The organism is Enterobacter sp. BWH64, assembly GCF_001037645.1.
GTDB lineage: Bacteria > Pseudomonadota > Gammaproteobacteria > Enterobacterales > Enterobacteriaceae > Enterobacter > Enterobacter hormaechei_C.
This window is the reverse complement of the sequence record NZ_KQ089922.1, coordinates 430,670-449,139: the sequence shown is the minus strand read 5'-3', so window position 1 is coordinate 449,139 and position 18,470 is coordinate 430,670. Positions and strand designations below refer to the sequence as shown.

General features: G+C 56.7%; 16 protein-coding genes. 11 read left to right on the top strand and 5 right to left on the bottom strand.

The genetic code is table 11. From position 1 onward, the window contains the following. Positions 1 to 3: 3 nt before the first annotated feature. The 3 genes from metF to metB all read right to left on the bottom strand — a co-directional run bounded on the left by metF (position 4) and on the right by metB (position 4,716). A complete protein-coding gene (gene metF, locus SK50_RS02155; RefSeq protein WP_003862045.1) occupies positions 4 to 894 on the bottom strand; it encodes a methylenetetrahydrofolate reductase in 891 nt (296 codons plus the stop codon). 226 nt (positions 895 to 1,120) lie between these two features. After that, positions 1,121 to 3,553: a bifunctional aspartate kinase/homoserine dehydrogenase II gene (locus SK50_RS02150; protein WP_017383103.1), complete on the bottom strand. Its 2,433-nt coding sequence runs from the start codon at positions 3,551 to 3,553 to the stop codon at positions 1,121 to 1,123. Between the two features lie 2 nt (positions 3,554 to 3,555). Continuing rightward, positions 3,556 to 4,716 carry a cystathionine gamma-synthase gene (gene metB, locus SK50_RS02145; protein WP_015569951.1) on the bottom strand — a complete coding sequence of 387 codons (1,161 nt, stop codon included), beginning with the start codon at positions 4,714 to 4,716 and terminating at the stop codon, positions 3,556 to 3,558. A gap of 275 nt (positions 4,717 to 4,991) precedes the next feature. Here metB and metJ point away from each other — a divergent pair, with 275 nt between their 5' ends. Beyond that, positions 4,992 to 5,309 (top strand): met regulon transcriptional regulator MetJ, encoded by a 318-nt coding sequence (gene metJ, locus SK50_RS02140; RefSeq protein WP_006179183.1) that lies wholly within the window; start codon positions 4,992 to 4,994, stop codon positions 5,307 to 5,309. A gap of 48 nt (positions 5,310 to 5,357) precedes the next feature. On the opposite strand, the gene rpmE is transcribed toward metJ, so the two are convergent. After that, positions 5,358 to 5,570, bottom strand: a complete 213-nt coding sequence (gene rpmE, locus SK50_RS02135; protein WP_003862040.1) for a 50S ribosomal protein L31 — start codon at positions 5,568 to 5,570, stop codon at positions 5,358 to 5,360. 200 nt (positions 5,571 to 5,770) lie between these two features. Here rpmE and priA point away from each other — a divergent pair, with 200 nt between their 5' ends. The 7 genes from priA (at position 5,771) to rraA (ending at position 13,705) form a co-directional block, all read left to right on the top strand. After that, positions 5,771 to 7,966, top strand: a complete 2,196-nt coding sequence (priA, locus tag SK50_RS02130; RefSeq protein ID WP_015569950.1) for a primosomal protein N' — start codon at positions 5,771 to 5,773, stop codon at positions 7,964 to 7,966. A gap of 119 nt (positions 7,967 to 8,085) precedes the next feature. Then, positions 8,086 to 9,111, top strand: coding sequence for a DNA-binding transcriptional regulator CytR (gene cytR, locus SK50_RS02125; protein WP_032651968.1), 1,026 nt, complete (start codon positions 8,086 to 8,088; stop codon positions 9,109 to 9,111). Positions 9,112 to 9,203: 92 nt separating this feature from the next. Beyond that, positions 9,204 to 10,172: a cell division protein FtsN gene (gene ftsN / locus SK50_RS02120; protein WP_017383099.1), complete on the top strand. Its 969-nt coding sequence runs from the start codon at positions 9,204 to 9,206 to the stop codon at positions 10,170 to 10,172. A 94-nt stretch (positions 10,173 to 10,266) separates the two neighbouring features. Then, the gene (hslV, locus tag SK50_RS02115) at positions 10,267 to 10,797 is read left to right on the top strand and encodes an ATP-dependent protease subunit HslV (RefSeq protein WP_003862036.1); all 531 of its coding nucleotides are present in this window, start codon (positions 10,267 to 10,269) and stop codon (positions 10,795 to 10,797) included. A gap of 9 nt (positions 10,798 to 10,806) precedes the next feature. Then, positions 10,807 to 12,138, top strand: a complete 1,332-nt coding sequence (hslU, locus tag SK50_RS02110) for an HslU--HslV peptidase ATPase subunit (RefSeq protein ID WP_045344672.1) — start codon at positions 10,807 to 10,809, stop codon at positions 12,136 to 12,138. A gap of 62 nt (positions 12,139 to 12,200) precedes the next feature. Then, a complete protein-coding gene (gene menA / locus SK50_RS02105) occupies positions 12,201 to 13,127 on the top strand; it encodes a 1,4-dihydroxy-2-naphthoate polyprenyltransferase (RefSeq protein ID WP_101731550.1) in 927 nt (308 codons plus the stop codon). 92 nt (positions 13,128 to 13,219) lie between these two features. Beyond that, on the top strand, positions 13,220 to 13,705 hold the full coding sequence (gene rraA / locus SK50_RS02100; protein ID WP_015569946.1) for a ribonuclease E activity regulator RraA: 486 nt from the start codon (positions 13,220 to 13,222) through the stop codon (positions 13,703 to 13,705). Positions 13,706 to 14,290: 585 nt separating this feature from the next. Here the strand turns inward: rraA and zapB are convergent. Beyond that, positions 14,291 to 14,530: a septal ring assembly protein ZapB gene (zapB, locus tag SK50_RS02090; protein ID WP_003862031.1), complete on the bottom strand. Its 240-nt coding sequence runs from the start codon at positions 14,528 to 14,530 to the stop codon at positions 14,291 to 14,293. A gap of 399 nt (positions 14,531 to 14,929) precedes the next feature. Here zapB and SK50_RS02085 point away from each other — a divergent pair, with 399 nt between their 5' ends. The 3 genes from SK50_RS02085 (at position 14,930) to glpX (ending at position 18,438) form a co-directional block, all read left to right on the top strand. Beyond that, complete coding sequence (locus SK50_RS02085) at positions 14,930 to 15,775, top strand: MIP/aquaporin family protein (protein WP_015569943.1); 846 nt, start codon at positions 14,930 to 14,932, stop codon at positions 15,773 to 15,775. A gap of 21 nt (positions 15,776 to 15,796) precedes the next feature. Further along, complete coding sequence (glpK, locus tag SK50_RS02080) at positions 15,797 to 17,305, top strand: glycerol kinase GlpK (RefSeq protein WP_006808669.1); 1,509 nt, start codon at positions 15,797 to 15,799, stop codon at positions 17,303 to 17,305. Between the two features lie 122 nt (positions 17,306 to 17,427). After that, entirely contained in the window at positions 17,428 to 18,438 is a 1,011-nt protein-coding gene (glpX, locus tag SK50_RS02075; protein WP_017383096.1) for a class II fructose-bisphosphatase, read from the top strand. The last annotated feature ends 32 nt before the right edge of the window (positions 18,439 to 18,470 follow it).

Below are 18,470 nucleotides of genomic sequence, written 5' to 3'. Positions count from 1 at the left end.
ACTTTACAGCGCCGGGCGAACACCGAGCGTATGGCAAATGGCGTAGCTCATTTCCGCGCGGTTCAGGGTATAGAAATGGAAATCTTTCACCCCTTCGCGACTTAAAATCTTCACCATGTCCATCGCGATATTGGCCCCCACCAGCTTACGGGTTTCCGGATCGTCGTCCAGCCCTTCGTACATTTTGGACATCCACAGCGGAATGCGCACGTTGGTCATATCTGCGAATTTCTTCGCCTGTTTGAAGTTCGAGACCGGCAGAATGCCAGGAATGATTTCGACATCAATACCCGCCGAGACGCAGCGGTCGCGAAAGCGCAGGTAGCTTTCCACGTCAAAGAAGAACTGAGTAATCGCGCGGTTAGCACCGGCCTCCACTTTACGCTTCAGGTTGAGCAGATCCGCCTGGGCGCTTTTGGCTTCCGGGTGAACTTCAGGGTAGGCAGCCACGGAGATATCAAAGTCGGCAACGTCTTTCAGCAGCCCGACCAGATCGGCGGCAAACATCTCCGGCTTGCCGCTGCCTGGCGGGAGGTCGCCGCGCAGGGCCACAATGTGGCGAATGCCGTTATTCCAGTAGTCCTGGGCAATGGCGCGCAGTTCATCACGGGTGGCGTCGATACAGGTCAGGTGCGGTGCCGCTTCCAGACCGGTTCGATCTTTAATGCCCTTAATGATGCTGTGCGTGCGGTCACGCTCACCGGAGTTGGCGCCGTAGGTTACGGAGACGAACTTCGGCTTCAGGCTGCTCAGGCGATCGATAGAGCTCCACAGGGTTTGCTCCATTTCACTGGTGCGCGGCGGGAAAAATTCAAAAGAGACGTTAATCTGGCCGTTTACTTCGGCCAGGCTCTGATTCAGGGCTTCCCGCTGGTTGGCGTGAAAAAAGCTCATACCTTACCTCTATCTTTCGCGTGTCGTTGTTTGTTGTGTTGTGAACTTCTATACGTTTAGACGTCCAGATGTAAAAATGACGGAAAAGCGAGATGACGTCAACAGAAATAATCAACATTAACGGTGAGGTTTGTTCAGGGAAGATGAAGGGCGTTCATGATGGGGGTGAGTGCGGTCTGCTGCCCTCACCCTAACCCTCTCCCACGGGGAGAGGGAACAAGCGAAATTACAGCAGCTTAGCCAGACGGTTGATGTCAGACTGGATTGCCCCGGCGGTGACATCGCGTCCCGCGCCCGGGCCACGGATCACCAGCGGGTTATCGCGATACCAGCGGCTTTCGATGGCGAAGACGTTATCGCACGGCAGGAGCGCCGCCAGCGGATGTTCAGGACGCACCGCCTCCACGCCCACGCGCGCTTTACCGTTCGCCTCGAAGCGCGCCACGTAACGCAGCACCAGGCCCATCTCGTTAGCCGCTTCCAGACGTTGCACCATCTGCTCGTTCAGCTCGTCGCCGTTCTCGAAGAAGTGATCGACGGACCCTTCCTCGCAGCCCGCAGGCACCAGCGACTCAACGCGTACCTGACCCGGCTCAATGTCGTAGCCGGCTTCACGCGCCAGGATCACCAGCTTACGCATCACATCTTTACCGGCAAGGTCAACGCGGGGATCCGGCTCGGTTAAGCCCTGCTGCCACGCCTGATCCACCAGGTCGGTGAACGGAACGGTGCCATCAAACTGCAAAAACAGCCAGGAGAGCGTGCCGGAGAAGATCCCGCTCAGCGCCAGAATGCTGTCGCCGCTTTCAATCAGGTCGCGCACGGTATGGTTCACTGGCAGGCCCGCGCCAACGGTGGCGTTATACAGCCAGTGACGGCCCGTTTTTTCGAATGCGTCATGGATCTGACGGTATTTATCAGTGCTGCTCGCGCCCGCCAGTTTGTTGGCGCTGATGACGTGGAAACCGTGGCTGGCGAAATCCAGATACTGATCGGCCAGCTGTTCGCTGGCGGTCACATCCAGCACCACCAGATCGTCGTACGGGTGCGCGCGCATCCACAGGAACAGCGACTCTTCATCCTGCTCAACCGCTTCATCGTTAAAGAAGGCCAGCGCCCGGCTGGCGTCCAGCCCTTCGTAGTTCAGCAGGCTGCGGCGGCTGTCCACCACCCCTGCCAGAATAAATTCAAACCCGGTACGCGCCGAAAGCGTTACCTGCTCGCGGGCGAACAGCTCCAGCCAGCGGGAACCGATGTTCCCTTTCCCGAACAGTACCAGGCCGATGCGTTTTTCCGCGCGGAACAGGGAGGTGTGCAGACCCTGAATCAGGCTTTCGGTTGGCCCTTTACGCAGCACGGCAACCAGACTGATGCCCTCTTCCGACTGCCAGGTGAACTCCACCGGCTGACCTTTCAGTTGCTGCCAGAAGCGGTGGCAGTGGAGCGGGTTACGGGTGACGCCCGCGCCCACCATCGCCACCAGCGCCAGCCCCTGACGCAGGCGAAGCTCGCCCGGCAGGCCCGCTTCATCCAGAATTTTCAGGGCGCTGTCCACCACTTCAGCGGTATAGCAGAACTGCAACAGCTGACGATCGTTATGTACGCCAACGGCCAGCGGACGCACCTGGGCACGTTTCAGGATGGTGTCGATATCTTTGTGTGCCAGTTTGAAATCCTGGCCCGCAGGCACCTGGAACTCAATCAGGCAGATGTCATCATGGCTGGTGACAATGCGCGCGCCCGTACCGGATGCCAGCACGCGTTCAATGCGGGTGGAACCCTGATCCGGCGTGTAGCTACAGCGTAGTTGCAGGTCGATGTCGCTGCCGGAAACCGGCTGTAGCGTGCGCGCGTGCAGCACCGGGGCCGCCAGACGCGCCAGTTCGCTCGCTTCGTCGAGACGCAGCAGCGGCAGCAGGCAGGCATCTTTTACTTTGCGCGGGTCCGCGCTGTAGACACCGGCCACGTCGCTCCAGATGGTGACGCGGGACACGCCCGCCAGGGCGCCAATCTGCGTTGCCGAGTAGTCAGAGCCGTTGCGGCCCAGCAGAACGGTTTCGCCAGCATTGCTGCGGCTGATAAAACCGGTGACGACAATACGTTTACCAGGATGTTGCACCAGCAGCTGTTGCAGCAGCGGGTAAGACAACCCTTCGTCCACCTGCGGCTGTGCGGCACGTTCGGCACGCAGGAAATCACGCGCGTCGAGCCAGGCGGCTTCCACACCAAGATGTTGCAGCACGGCGGCCATCAGGCGCGCAGACCACACTTCACCGTGGCCAACCACTTCCGCATACACTGCATCGGTAATGCCGCTGTCCAGCAGAGCGGCCAGACGCTCAAGGTCGTGCGTAAAAGCGCTAATCAGCCCGTCCGCCACGTCCGCAGGCAGCAAACCGGCAATCAGTTCACTCTGGTAACGACGTAAGGACTGTTGCACCTGATGCGCAGAGAGGCGATCGGTCTGGCTCAGTTTCAGCCAGCTAATCAACTGGTTGGTGGTGCTGCCCGCCGCAGAGACAACCATCATGTCCCCCGGCTGTGAATACTCGGTCATGATCCCTGCGACACGCAGGTAACATTTCACATCAGCAAGACTACTACCACCAAACTTGTGCAGCTGACGACCCTTCGTCCCTGCCTGCGCTATCACACTCATGATTACCCCTTGGCTGCGACCCGGAAGCCATTTTCCAGATCGGCAATTAAATCTTCAGAATCTTCAATACCGGTCGAGATACGCAGCAGCGTCTCGGAAATCCCGGCGGCGGCACGTGCTTCGGGTGCCATACCTGCGTGCGTCATGGTTGCGGCGTGGGAGATCAAGCTTTCTACTCCCCCTAAGGATTCCGCCAGCGTAAACAATGACAACCCGCTCAGGAAGCGACGCAGCGTTTGCTCGTCACCGTCCAGTTCAAAACTTAACATCGCGCCAAATCCTTTCTGTTGGCGCGCGGCAATCTCGTGCCCCTGATTTTCCGGCAGCGACGGGTGATAAAGCTTCTTCACCAGCGGCTGGGTTTTCAGGAAATCCACGATCGCCTGGGCATTACGCTGCGCCACGTCCATACGCGGCGACAGCGTACGGATGCCGCGCAACAGCAAATAGCTGTCGAACGCGCCCGCGGTGACGCCAATGTTATTGGCCCACCATGCCAGTTCGGTGACTACCTCAGGATCTTTGGCAATCACCACACCTGCTACTACGTCTGAATGGCCGTTCAGATATTTAGTGCATGAATGCAACACCAGATCGGCACCCAGTGCCAGTGGGTTCTGAAGGGCCGGACTGAGGAACGTATTATCCACTACACTTATCGCTCCCGCATCCCTTGCGAGCTGACAAATTTTCGCAATATCGACTACGCGCAACAATGGATTGCTTGGACTTTCCACCAGCACCAGCTTCGGCTGCTCGGCAAGCGCCTGTTTCAGCGCCTGTTCGTCGTTTTGATCGACAAACAGCACACGGTAGCAGCCACGTTTCGCCAGGCTATCAAACAGACGATAGCTGCCGCCATAACAGTCGTGCGGCGCCACCAGCAGATCGCCAGGTTTCAGGAACACCGTAGTCACCAGGTGAATGGCAGACATGCCGGTATTGGTTAATACCGCACCCGCGCCGCCTTCCAGTTCCGCCAGCGCGCGCTGCGTGACGTCACGCGTAGGATTGCCGCGACGCGAGTAGTCATGCGCGCGGGGTTCATTAAATCCGGTGAAATTATAGGTGCTGGAGAGATGAATTGGCGGGACAACGCAGCCGTACTGCTCGTCATCATTCAATCCGCTACGCACTGCGATGGTGGCCTGTTTACGCGTCATGGTGAGGCTTCCTGGCGAATGAGGTGAAAAGTCAGGCACCAGAGTAAACATTGAAAGTATGGACGTCAATACATCTGGACATCTAAACTTCTTTGCGTATAGATTGAGCAATGTGCAAATAGCCGTTAAAATTATATGCTTTAGGACACGCTACAGCGGCAATATCCGTGCCTCGGTATCGTCTCTACGGTAAACTACGCAAGATTACGGTTCAAAACTGATGGTTACCGGTTTTGCACCTTTAGATTAATGACTGAGAGGATTAAAGGTATCTCATGGCTGAATGGAGCGGCGAATATATCAGCCCATACGCTGAGCACGGTAAGAAGAGTGAGCAAGTCAAGAAAATCACGGTGTCCATTCCTCTGAAGGTGTTGAAGATCCTCACCGATGAACGTACGCGTCGTCAGGTGAACAACCTGCGTCACGCCACCAACAGCGAACTGCTGTGCGAAGCGTTCCTGCATGCGTTTACCGGCCAACCGTTGCCGAACGATGACGATCTGCGCAAAGAGCGCAGTGACGAAATTCCAGAAGAGGCGAAGGTGATCATGCGTGAACTGGGTATCGACCCGGATACGTGGGAATACTGATAAGCGGATACAAAAAAGGCACCTTGCGGTGCCTTTTTTTCGGGAAACTTATTTAGCGCCCGGGATGCTGAAACGCTTGTTGAAGCGGTCAACACGGCCACCGGTTGCAACATCACGCTGCTTACCAGTGTAGAACGGGTGGCATTTGCCGCACACGTCCAGGTTCAGATCGTGACCCACGGTAGAGCGGATCTGGATAGAGTTACCGCAAGAGCAGTTTGCAGTAATCATTTCGTATTTCGGGTGAATATCTTTTTTCATGGGAGAACCTCAGTTAAGGCCGCGTCGCTCTTCCAGCCCTAACGCCAGACACCACGCGATGTTGAATGTAAGTTCTTTGGCGTAAAATACACCAAAGGCGGCGAATCATACAGAATTTGACCAACGTATGCAAACTGATCCGCACGCCGCTTTCACTAATGTGTATACTAACGCGCCACTTTTCAAGTCAGGAAGATTCGATGCCCGTCGCTCACGTTGCCCTGCCCGTTCCGCTTCCCCGCACCTTTGACTACCTGCTGCCCGACAGCATGAGCGCCAAAGCGGGCTGTCGCGTGACCGTGCCGTTTGGCAAACAGCAGCGCGTGGGGATCGTGGTGTCCGTCAGCGAACACAGCGAACTGCCGCTTAACGAGCTGAAATCGGTTGTTGAGGTGCTGGACAGCGAGCCGGTTTACTCCACCAGCACCTGGCGACTGCTGCTGTGGGCGGCAGATTATTATCATCATCCGATTGGCGACGTGCTGTTCCATGCCCTGCCCATTATGCTGCGCCAGGGCAAGAGCGCCAGCCACGCGCCAATGTGGTACTGGTTTGCCACCGAGCAGGGCCAGGCTGTGGACATTAACAGCCTGAAGCGCTCGCAGAAACAGCAGCAGGCGCTGGCCGCGCTGCGCCAGGGAAAAATCTGGCGCCATCAGGTCGACGAGCTTGAGGTAAGCGAAACCGCGTTGCAGGCATTAAGGAAGAAAGGGTTGAGCGAGCTGGCCAGTGAAGCACCTGCCCTTCACGACTGGCGCGACGGCTTTTCCGTCTCGGGCGATCGCCTGCGTCTGAATACCGAGCAGGCCACCGCCGTGGGCGCGATTCACAGCGCCGCCGATCGTTTTTCCGCCTGGCTGCTGGCGGGCGTCACCGGCTCCGGTAAAACCGAAGTATATCTGAGCGTGCTGGAAAACGTGCTCGCGCAGGGCAAACAGGCGCTGGTGATGGTGCCGGAAATCGGCCTGACGCCGCAAACCATCGCGCGTTTTCGTGAACGCTTTAATGCGCCCGTTGAGGTCCTGCACTCCGGCCTGAACGACAGCGAGCGCCTCAGCGCCTGGCTGAAAGCGAAAAACGGCGAAGCAGCAATTGTGATCGGCACCCGTTCATCGCTGTTTACGCCCTTTAAAAATCTCGGCGTTATCGTAATCGATGAAGAGCATGACAGCTCCTATAAACAGCAGGAAGGCTGGCGCTATCACGCCCGCGACTTAGCCGTGTACCGCGCCCACAGCGAGCAAATCCCCATTATTCTCGGGTCCGCCACCCCCGCGCTTGAAACGCTGCACAACGTTCGCCAGCGTAAATACCACATGCTGCGCCTGACGCGCCGTGCGGGGAATGCCCGCCCGGCCATTCAGCATGTGCTGGATTTGAAAGGCCAGCAGGTGCAGGCCGGGTTAGCGCCTGCGCTGATTAGCCGCATGCGCCAGCATTTGCAGGCGGGCAACCAGGTGATCCTGTTCCTGAACCGCCGCGGCTTCGCGCCTGCGCTGCTGTGCCACGACTGCGGCTGGATCGCGGAGTGCCCGCGCTGCGATCACTACTACACCTTCCACCAGGCTCAGCGCCATTTACGCTGCCACCACTGCGACAGCCAGCGTCCGGTCCCCCGTCAATGCCCGTCCTGCGGCTCAACGCACATCGTGCCGGTCGGTCTGGGAACGGAACAGCTTGAACAGGCGCTCGCGCCCTTCTTCCCGGACGTACCCATCTCCCGTATCGACAGGGATACCACCAGCCGTAAAGGGGCGCTGGAGCAGCAGCTGGCGGAAGTGCATCGCGGCGGCGCGCGCATCCTGATTGGTACTCAGATGCTGGCGAAAGGGCACCACTTCCCGGACGTGACGCTGGTCGCCCTGCTGGACGTCGACGGCGCGCTGTTCTCCGCGGATTTTCGCTCCGCCGAGCGTTTCGCCCAGCTTTATACCCAGGTTGCCGGTCGCGCTGGTCGAGCGGGTAAGCAGGGCGAGGTGGTGCTGCAAACGCACCACCCTGAACATCCGCTGCTGCAAACTCTGCTGCACAAAGGCTATGACGCCTTCGCGGACCAGGCGCTGGCCGAACGTCAGACGATGCAGCTTCCCCCGTGGACCAGCCACGTTATCATCCGTGCGGAAGATCATAATAACCAGCAGGCGCCGCTGTTCCTGCAACAGCTGAGAAACCTCCTGCAAGCCAGCCCGCTGGTGGATAATCAGCTGTGGATTTTAGGCCCGGTACCCGCGCTCGCCCCGAAACGCGGCGGCCGTTTCCGCTGGCAACTCTTACTTCAGCACCCCTCACGTATCCGTTTACAGCAGATCGTCAGCGGCACGCTGGCGCTGATCAATACCCTGCCGGAAGCGCGAAAAGTGAAGTGGGTTCTTGACGTCGATCCGATTGAAGGCTGAAGACGGATCGAAAAATTTAATGCGCCTCACACTTTTTATGAAAATTCTGTAACCGATTCCATTAACTATCTGTAAAAATGGTGCTGTCCGCAGTTTGGTGTTCAGGCGAGGAGAAGACGTTGAAGTCCAGGAAAGAGGTTGCCTCGGCGACCATGAAAGACGTTGCCGAGAAAGCACAAGTCTCAACAGCAACCGTGTCCCGCGCATTGATGAACCCTGACAAAGTCTCCCAGGCGACCCGAAACCGGGTTGAAAAGGCGGCGCTTGAGGTCGGTTATTTCCCGCAAGCCATGGGGCGCAACGTTAAACGCAACGAATCCCGCACCATCCTGGTGATCGTGCCGGACATCTGCGATCCCTTCTTCAGCGAAATCATCCGCGGCATTGAGGTCACGGCCGCCGCCCAGGGCTATCTGGTGCTGATTGGCGATTGTGCTCACCAGAACCAGCAGGAAAAAACGTTCATCGACCTGATCATCACCAAGCAGATTGATGGCATGCTGCTGCTTGGCTCACGCCTGCCGTTTGATGCCAGCATTGAAGAACAGCGCAATTTACCGCCGATGGTCATGGCAAATGAATTCGCGCCGGAGCTGGAGCTGCCAACCGTTCATATCGATAACCTCACCGCCGCATTCAACGCCGTGAACTATCTTCAGGAACTGGGGCATAAGCGTATCGGCTGTATCGCCGGACCAGAAGAGATGCCGCTGTGTCATTACCGCTTGCAGGGCTACGTTCAGGCGCTGCGCCGTACCGGGGCTATCGTCGATCCGCACTACATTGCGCGCGGTGATTTCACCTTTGAAGCGGGCGGGCAGGCGCTGGAAAAATTGCTGTCCTTGCCAGAACCGCCCACCGCGGTCTTCTGCCACAGCGACGTGATGGCGCTGGGGGCGTTATCCTACGCCAAACGTCACGGCCTGCGCGTGCCGCAGGACCTGTCGATAATCGGTTTTGATAATATTTCACTTTCGGAGTTTTGCGATCCGCCGCTTTCGACCGTTGCACAGCCGCGGTATGACATCGGCCGTGAAGCGATGCTGCTTTTGCTGGATCAGCTGCACGGTCAATCAGTTAGCAGTGGGTCACGACTACTGGATTGTGAGCTGATTGTGCGCGGCTCTACCCAGGCATTAACTTAAAGTAAATACCTTTCGACACCCTTATCTGGTCAAAGCCCCGTCGCTTAAGTAACATGGCGGGCTGACGAACGAATAAATACAGCGAAACGATAGTGGCACAACGAGATTATGTACGTCGCGGCCAGCCGGCACCTTCGCGACGCAAAAAGAGTAGTTCAAAAAGCAAGCAACGCAGCCTGTCTGCTGTCTCCCCAGCTATGGTCGCCATTGCTGCGGCTGTGCTGGTGGCCTTTATTGGCGGCCTCTACTTCATTACGCATCATAAAAAAGAAGAGTCTGAAGCCCTTCAGGGTAACAAGGTCGTTGGCAACGGCCTGCCGCCGAAGCCTGAAGAGCGCTGGCGCTACATTAAAGAGCTGGAAAGCCGCCAGCCTGGCGTACGTGCGCCTACCGAGCCTTCTGCCGGGGGTGAAGTAAAGAATGCCGATCAGCTGACGGACGAACAGCGTCAATTGCTCGCTCAGATGCAGGCGGACATGCGCCAGCAGCCTACGCAGCTGAACGAAGTACCGTGGAACGAACAAACCCCGGCGCAGCGTCAGCAAACGTTGCAGCGCCAGCGTCAGGCTCAGCAGCAAACGCAACAGCAGCAGTGGACGCAGACGCAGCCGGTACAGCAGCCGCGTACACAACCGCAGCAGCAGACGCGTACCGTACAAACTCAGCCTGTCCAGCAGCAACCGAAGGCGCAGCCGCAGAAGCAAACGGCACAGCCGTATCAGGATCTGTTGCAGACGCCTGCGCATACCACTGCGCAACAGCCAAAAACGCAGCAGGCTGCGCCGGTCACCAAAGAGACCGAGGCACCGAAGCAGACGGCTGAGAAAAAAGATGAACGCCGCTGGATGGTTCAGTGCGGTTCGTTTAAAGGCGCCGAACAGGCAGAAACGGTGCGTGCTCAGCTGGCATTTGAAGGATTTGACTCACGCATTACCACCAACAACGGCTGGAATCGCGTAGTAATTGGACCGGTCAAAGGCAAAGAAAACGCAGACGGCACCATTTCCCGTTTGAAAGTGGCTGGCCACACAAACTGCATTCGACTCGCCTCCGGGGGTTGAAACCCCCAAAATCCCCCCCATCTATCATTTAATTCAGCCCTGAGCACAGGCTCAGGGCTTCTGTTTCCCGAATCTGTAACCAGGGGGTCTGCTCGTGACAACAATAGTAAGTGTACGCCGTAACGGCCAGGTGGTAATTGCCGGTGATGGCCAGGCCACGCTGGGTAATACCGTCATGAAAGGCAACGTGAAGAAAGTACGTCGTCTTTATAACGACAAAGTGATCGCCGGTTTCGCAGGCGGCACGGCTGATGCCTTCACGCTGTTTGAACTGTTTGAACGCAAACTGGAAATGCATCAGGGTCATCTGGTGAAAGCCGCCGTTGAGCTGGCAAAAGACTGGCGTACCGACCGCATGCTGCGCAAGCTCGAAGCGCTGCTGGCCGTGGCTGACGAAAACGCCTCGCTGATCATCACCGGTAACGGCGACGTGGTTCAGCCTGAAAACGACCTGATTGCCATCGGCTCTGGCGGCCCGTACGCCCAGGCCGCAGCCCGTGCGCTGTTGGAAAATACCGACATGAATGCGCGCGATATCGCGGTGAAAGCGTTGGATATTGCAGGTGATATCTGCATCTATACCAACCACAATCACACCATCGAAGAATTACCGTCTAAAGCGTAAGGATCGCCCATGTCTGAAATGACCCCACGCGAAATTGTCAGCGAACTGAACAAACACATTATCGGCCAGGACGACGCCAAGCGCTCCGTGGCTATCGCACTGCGTAACCGCTGGCGTCGCATGCAGCTCGACGAAGAGCTTCGCCACGAAGTAACGCCAAAAAATATTCTGATGATCGGCCCGACCGGTGTGGGTAAAACCGAAATCGCCCGTCGTCTGGCCAAACTGGCTAACGCGCCGTTCATCAAAGTTGAAGCCACCAAGTTCACCGAAGTGGGCTATGTGGGTAAAGAAGTGGACTCCATCATCCGCGACCTGACCGACTCGGCGATTAAGATGGTGCGTGTCCAGGCAATTGAGAAAAACCGCTATCGCGCCGAAGAGATGGCCGAAGAGCGTATTCTCGACGTGCTGATCCCACCGGCAAAAAACAACTGGGGACAGGCTGAACAGCAGCCTGAACCTTCTGCTGCGCGTCAGGCATTCCGCAAAAAACTGCGCGAAGGCGAGCTGGACGACAAAGAGATTGAGATCGATCTCGCTGCCGCGCCAATGGGCGTGGAAATTATGGCACCTCCGGGCATGGAAGAGATGACCAGCCAGTTGCAGTCCATGTTCCAGAACCTGGGCGGGCAGAAGCAGAAAGCGCGTAAGCTGAAAATCAAAGACGCGATGAAGCTGCTGATTGAAGAAGAAGCCGCGAAGCTGGTTAACCCGGAAGAGCTGAAACAGGATGCTATCGACGCGGTTGAGCAGCACGGTATCGTGTTTATCGACGAAATCGACAAGATCTGTAAGCGCAGCAACGCGTCCGGCCCGGATGTCTCCCGCGAAGGCGTTCAGCGCGACCTGCTGCCGCTGGTGGAAGGTTGCACCGTCTCCACCAAGCACGGCATGGTTAAAACTGACCACATTCTGTTTATCGCCTCCGGTGCGTTCCAGATTGCCAGCCCGTCTGACCTGATCCCGGAACTTCAGGGACGTCTGCCAATCCGCGTCGAGTTGCAGGCGCTGACCACCGAAGATTTCGAACGTATCCTGACTGAGCCAAACGCTTCTGTGACCGTACAGTATAAAGCGCTGATGGCGACCGAAGGCGTGAACATTGAATTTACCGATGACGGTATCAAGCGCATCGCCCAGGCCGCGTGGCAGGTCAACGAAACCACCGAGAACATCGGTGCGCGTCGTCTGCACACCGTGCTGGAACGCCTGATGGAAGACATCTCTTATGATGCGAGCGACCTTAACGGTCAAAGCATTACCATTGACGCAGACTATGTGGGCAAACACCTGGATGCGTTAGTGGCAGATGAAGATCTGAGCCGTTTTATTCTATAATCGCGTTCAATGCATTTTCATCACTGTTGATGGGGGCTATGGCCCCCATTTTTATTGGCTAAATAACTATGACTGATATCAGCCGTACACAGGCGTGGCTCGAAAGTCTGCGCCCTAAAACGCTTCCTCTGGCTTTTGCCGCCATTATCGTCGGTACCACGCTTGCCTGGTGGCAGGGTCATTTCGATCCGCTGGTAGCAGGTCTGGCGCTTGTCACCGCCGGGCTGCTGCAAATCCTCTCTAATCTCGCCAATGATTACGGCGATGCGGTAAAAGGCAGCGACAAGCCTGACCGCATCGGGCCGCTGCGCGGGATGCAAAAAGGGGTGATTACCCAGGCACAGATGAAGCGGGCGCTGATTATCACCGTGGTGTTGATTTGCCTGTCCGGGCTGGCGCTGGTGACGGTCGCCTCGAAAACCACCAGTGATTTCATTGGCTTCCTGGTGCTGGGCTTGCTCGCCATTATTGCAGCCATTACCTATACCGTCGGGACGCGTCCTTACGGGTATATTGGTCTGGGCGACATCTCCGTGCTGGTGTTCTTCGGCTGGCTGAGCGTGATGGGAAGCTGGTACTTACAGGCGCACACGGTGATCCCTGCCCTGTTCCTGCCGGCGACCGCCTGTGGTCTGCTGGCGACGGCGGTGCTGAATATCAATAATCTGCGCGACATCGACAGCGACCGCGAGAACGGTAAAAACACGCTGGCCGTGCGTCTGGGTCCGGGGAATGCACGCCGCTATCACGCCTGCCTGCTCATCGGCGCGCTGGTCTGCCTGGCGCTGTTCAATCTGATTTCGCTGCACAGCCTCTGGGGCTGGCTGTTTGTGCTCGCCGCACCGCTGCTGATTAAGCAGGCCCGCTACGTCATGCGTGAACTCAGCCCGGCCGCCATGCCACCGATGCTGGAACGTACGGTAAAAGGCGCGTTGCTGACTAACCTGCTGTTCGTCATCGGGATTGTCTTAAGCCAGACGCTGAGTTAGCTGACAAATATCAATTAACAATTGATGATTTTGCCAACAACGCATTTCGCACGATATACTGAACACATTCGCAGCAACAGAGCGTTAAACCTATGAAATACGATACCTCCGAGCTTTGTGACATCTACCAGGAAGATGTCAACGTCGTTGAACCCCTGTTCTCCAACTTTGGTGGACGGTCGTCGTTTGGCGGACAAATCATCACGGTGAAATGTTTCGAGGACAACGGGTTGCTGTACGATCTGCTCGAAGAGAACGGCCGTGGCCGCGTTCTGGTGGTCGACGGCGGCGGTTCCGTGCGCCGTGCATTGATTGATGCTGAACTGGCGGGAATTGCCGTCCAGAACGAGTGGGAAGGCATTGTGGTGTACGGTTCCGTGCGTCAGGTGGACGATCTCGAAGACCTGGATATCGGGATTCAGGCCATCGCGGCCATACCGGTAGGCGCAGCGGGCGACGGCATCGGCGAAAGCGACGTGCGCGTCAATTTCGGCGGCGTGACCTTCTTCTCGGGCGACCACCTTTATGCTGACAATACCGGCATTATCCTTTCTGAGGATGCGCTGGATATTGAGTAGTTAATCGGTAAGCGAGATGCATAAAAAAACCGCCAACAGCAATGTGGCGGTTTTTTTTGTCCCTCGGGATTCGCGGTCCGTTGGGTGATATTGCAACCTTTAACCAGGATTTTTATCTTACCCTGGTTCATTCCTCAGGTAACCCCTGTCGACCCTTTATAAATTCCTAATTATGTGTGGAAACCTTAACTCCGCAGCTGTTGCTCATTATGATGCTGTGTCCCTTTCCGCCATCTCGCAAATGGGCATCGGTCCAGGGAAAGGTGTATTCACAACCGTAAAGCAACCTTTAACCGGGCTTGTGTCCACCGACTTATCACCGGTGGTGAACGGTGGAGCGGTAAGCAGCAGGGACCGCATAATGAAACGCTATTTATGTATCGCGTTCATTGTCGCCAGCGTACTCGTTGTAAAGAGCGATGAACCTGTTGGGTTTGTTGCTTTTGCTACGACAGCGCAGGACAAGTAGCGTTAAGGCCGCCCAGGGCGGCCTTTTTTATGGTTTGATATCGGTTAGGGAAACCATAAAAAAGCCGGGTGGCGGCTTCGCCTTACCCGGCCTGTTCAATGCATTCCCTAAGGAAATCAAACTTCTTCCATACGTCCCAGCAGCGCCTGCAAGCGTTCCTGCCAGCCGTTCTGCTGTTCGCGCAGCTGGTTGTTTTCGCGCTCCAGTTCTTCACGGCTGTGCTGAGCATTCTGAACTTCCTGTGACAGGGAGTTGTTCTTTTCTTTCAGCTCTTCAATTTCCATTTGCAGCAGCGTGATGGTGTCAATCGCCTGCTGTACTTTCGATTCCAGTTTCTCAAACACTTCTAAAGACATGATCCTACCTCTCCTGAATTGCAAGGCGACGCTTTAACGTAAACGCGCACAACATATGTTCCGATTGTATGGAGCGCCGTCGCCCCTGTCCAGCGGCATGCCACGCAGATCGCGGTTTGCAACACTTTTCGGCCTCGTCCTGGTGCGTTCGCCGCATATACCCCTAAGTTGTTAACCCATAAGTTAAAGAAATGATTCAGCCCATAATCATTATCTGATGCAAAAACGCGCTTTATGGCGCGAAAACGCTCATTTTATTGACGCAGACCACACATTTAGATTTCGATATTTCTCGTTTGTGCTCGTTAACGATAAATTAACACTATGTCTACAGGGCATCGTGACTGTCACGGGCGGTCACGCAAACAATAAACATTACTCTTTTGCAGGATTCCGATTATGAGTCAGACATCAACCTTAAAAGGCCAGTGTATTGCCGAGTTCCTGGGTACCGGGTTGTTGATATTCTTCGGAGTAGGCTGTGTCGCAGCACTGAAAGTGGCGGGTGCCAGTTTTGGTCAGTGGGAAATCAGTATTATCTGGGGTCTGGGCGTGGCGATGGCCATCTACCTGACCGCAGGGGTTTCCGGTGCACATCTTAACCCGGCGGTGACCATCGCGTTGTGGCTATTCGCGTGTTTTGACGGACGCAAAGTTGTTCCTTTTATCATTTCGCAATTTGCCGGCGCCTTTTGCGCAGCGGCGTTAGTTTACGGGCTTTATTACAATCTTTTCATCGACTTCGAACAGACGCATCATATGGTGCGTGGCAGTGTCGAAAGTCTGGATCTGGCAGGCATTTTCTCAACGTATCCGAATCCGCATATCAATTTTGTGCAGGCGTTCGCGGTTGAGATGGTGATTACCGCTATTCTGATGGGCGTCATCATGGCGCTGGGCGACGATGGAAACGGCATTCCGCGCGGCCCGCTGGCGCCACTTTTGATTGGCCTTCTGATTGCGGTAATTGGCGCATCCATGGGTCCGCTGACCGGCTTTGCGATGAATCCGGCGCGTGACCTGGGTCCAAAAACCTTCGCCTTCTTTGCGGGATGGGGCGATGTCGCCTTCACGGGCGGCAAAGACATTCCTTACTTCCTGGTTCCGCTGTTCGGGCCAATCGTAGGGGCGGCGCTGGGCGCATTCGGCTATCGCAAATTAATTGGTCGCCACTTACCGTGCGACACCTGTGTGGAAGAGGAGAAAGAGACGGCTTCCACCACACAACAAAAAGCTTCGCTGTAATCTGACTACGGGACACATACCATGACCGAAAAAAAATATATCGTTGCGCTCGACCAGGGCACCACCAGCTCCCGCGCTGTCGTAATGGATCATGACGCGAACATTGTCAGCGTGTCTCAACGCGAATTTGAGCAAATTTATCCGCGTCCAGGCTGGGTAGAACACGACCCGATGGAGATCTGGGCGTCGCAAAGCTCCACGCTGGTGGAAGTGCTGGCTAAAGCCGACATCAGTTCTGACCAGATTGCCGCTATCGGTATCACCAACCAGCGTGAAACGACTGTGGTCTGGGAGCGCGAAACCGGTAAGCCCATCTACAACGCCATTGTCTGGCAGTGCCGTCGTACGTCAGAGATCTGCGAACAGCTGAAGCGCGAAGGAATGGAAGAGTACGTGCGCAGCGCCACCGGCCTGGTGGTTGACCCCTATTTCTCCGGCACCAAAGTGAAGTGGATCCTCGACCACGTGGAAGGTTCACGCGAGCGCGCACGACGTGGCGAGCTACTGTTCGGCACCGTCGATACCTGGCTTATCTGGAAGATGACTCAGGGACGCGTTCACGTTACCGACTACACCAACGCCTCGCGCACCATGCTGTTCAACATCAACACCCTGGAGTGGGATGACAAGATGCTGGACGCGCTGGACATTCCGCGCGCGATGCTGCCAGAAGTCCGTAAGTCTTCAGAGGTGTATGGCCAGACCAACATTGGCGGTAAAGGTGGCACCCGTATTCCTATCGCCGGTATCGCCGGTGACCAGCAGGCGGCCCTGTTCGGCCAGCTGTGCGTCAAGGAAGGGATGGCGAAGAACACCTACGGCACCGGTTGTTTTATGCTGATGAACACCGGCGAGAAAGCGGTGAAATCAGAAAACGGTCTGCTGACCACCATCGCCTGCGGCCCGCGCGGCGAAGTGAACTATGCCCTGGAAGGCGCGGTATTCATGGCGGGTGCTTCCATTCAGTGGCTGCGCGACGAGATGAAGCTGATCAGCGACGCGTTTGACTCCGAATACTTCGCGACCAAAGTGAAAGACACCAACGGCGTGTACGTGGTGCCAGCGTTCACCGGTCTGGGCGCACCGTACTGGGACCCGTATGCCCGCGGCGCGATTTTCGGCCTGACGCGCGGCGTGAACTCAAACCACATTATTCGCGCGACGCTGGAATCTATCGCCTATCAGACGCGCGACGTGCTGGAAGCGATGCAGGCTGACTCCGGCATTCGTCTGCACGCCCTGCGCGTGGACGGCGGTGCGGTCGCGAACAACTTCCTGATGCAGTTCCAGTCCGACATTCTGGGCACCCGCGTTGAACGTCCTGAGGTGCGAGAAGTGACGGCGCTGGGCGCGGCGTATCTGGCAGGTCTGGCGGTTGGCTTCTGGCAAAACCTCGACGAGCTTCAGGAAAAAGCGGTTATCGAACGCGAATTCCGTCCTGGCATCGAAACCACCGAGCGCAACTACCGCTACAGCGGCTGGAAGAAAGCGGTGAAACGTGCCCTGGCGTGGGAAGAGCACGACGAGTAAACCTATATTCCCTCTCCCCTGGGAGAGGGTTAGGGTGAGGGGCTCCGACCGCACCGGTCCCCTCGCCCCTCCCCACTCTGTGATAAACTTCGTGCAATTCCTTTTGATTGTACGAGTACCTCATGAAACGTGAACTTGCTATCGAGTTTTCCCGCGTCACCGAAGCTGCCGCCCTCGCAGGCTACAAGTGGCTGGGCCGTGGCGACAAAAATACCGCAGACGGCGCTGCCGTCCACGCCATGCGCATTGTGCTTAATCAGGTCAATATCGATGGCACTATCGTCATTGGCGAAGGCGAAATCGACGAAGCGCCGATGCTCTATATAGGTGAAAAAGTCGGGACGGGCAAAGGCGATGCGGTGGATATCGCGGTCGACCCGATTGAAGGCACGCGCATGACGGCGATGGGCCAGGCCAACGCGCTGGCGGTACTGGCGGTGGGCGATAAGGGCTGCTTCCTCAACGCGCCCGATATGTACATGGAAAAACTGATCGTCGGTCCTGGCGCTAAAGGCGCTATCGACCTTAGCCTGCCGCTGGACGCCAACCTGCGCAATATCGCCGCGGCGCTGGGTAAAGCGCTCAGCGAACTCACCGTGACCATTCTGGCGAAACCGCGCCACGACGCCACCATCGCGTACCTGCAAGCGCTCGGCGTACGCGTGTTTGCTATTCCGGATGGCGACGTTGCCGCCTCTATTCTGACCTGCATGCCGGACAGCGAAGTCGACGTGCTTTACGGCATCGGCGGCGCGCCGGAGGGTGTGGTCTCTGCGGCAGTGATCCGCGCGCTGGACGGCGATATGCAGGCGCGTCTGCTGCCACGCCATGAGGTCAAAGGCGACAGCGACGAGAACCTTCGCATTGGTGCAGACGAACTGGCGCGCTGCGCAGCGATGGGCATCGAAGCCAATAAAGTACTGGCGCTGAACGACATGGCGCGCAGCGATAACGTCGTCTTCTCTGCAACCGGCATCACCAAAGGCGATCTGCTGGACGGCATCACCCGCAAGGGCAACATGGCCACCACTGAAACCCTGCTGATCCGCGGTAAATCCCGCACCATTCGCCGCATTAAGTCCATTCATTATCTCGATCGTAAAGATCCGGACGTACAGACGCACATTCTGTAAAACCGTTTGATCGATAGAGCTTTCCGGCCCGA

Coding starts and splice junctions, on each gene's coding strand:
- glpX (WP_017383096.1), top strand. CDS start 17,428: ATGAAACGTGAACTTGCTATCGAGTTTTCCCGCGTCACCGAAGCTGCC.
- zapB (WP_003862031.1), bottom strand. CDS start 14,530: ATGTCTTTAGAAGTGTTTGAGAAACTGGAATCGAAAGTACAGCAGGCG.
- SK50_RS02150 (WP_017383103.1), bottom strand. CDS start 3,553: ATGAGTGTGATAGCGCAGGCAGGGACGAAGGGTCGTCAGCTGCACAAG.
- rraA (WP_015569946.1), top strand. CDS start 13,220: ATGAAATACGATACCTCCGAGCTTTGTGACATCTACCAGGAAGATGTC.
- metB (WP_015569951.1), bottom strand. CDS start 4,716: ATGACGCGTAAACAGGCCACCATCGCAGTGCGTAGCGGATTGAATGAT.
- rpmE (WP_003862040.1), bottom strand. CDS start 5,570: ATGAAAAAAGATATTCACCCGAAATACGAAATGATTACTGCAAACTGC.
- priA (WP_015569950.1), top strand. CDS start 5,771: ATGCCCGTCGCTCACGTTGCCCTGCCCGTTCCGCTTCCCCGCACCTTT.
- glpK (WP_006808669.1), top strand. CDS start 15,797: ATGACCGAAAAAAAATATATCGTTGCGCTCGACCAGGGCACCACCAGC.
- metJ (WP_006179183.1), top strand. CDS start 4,992: ATGGCTGAATGGAGCGGCGAATATATCAGCCCATACGCTGAGCACGGT.
- metF (WP_003862045.1), bottom strand. CDS start 894: ATGAGCTTTTTTCACGCCAACCAGCGGGAAGCCCTGAATCAGAGCCTG.
- SK50_RS02085 (WP_015569943.1), top strand. CDS start 14,930: ATGAGTCAGACATCAACCTTAAAAGGCCAGTGTATTGCCGAGTTCCTG.
- hslU (WP_045344672.1), top strand. CDS start 10,807: ATGTCTGAAATGACCCCACGCGAAATTGTCAGCGAACTGAACAAACAC.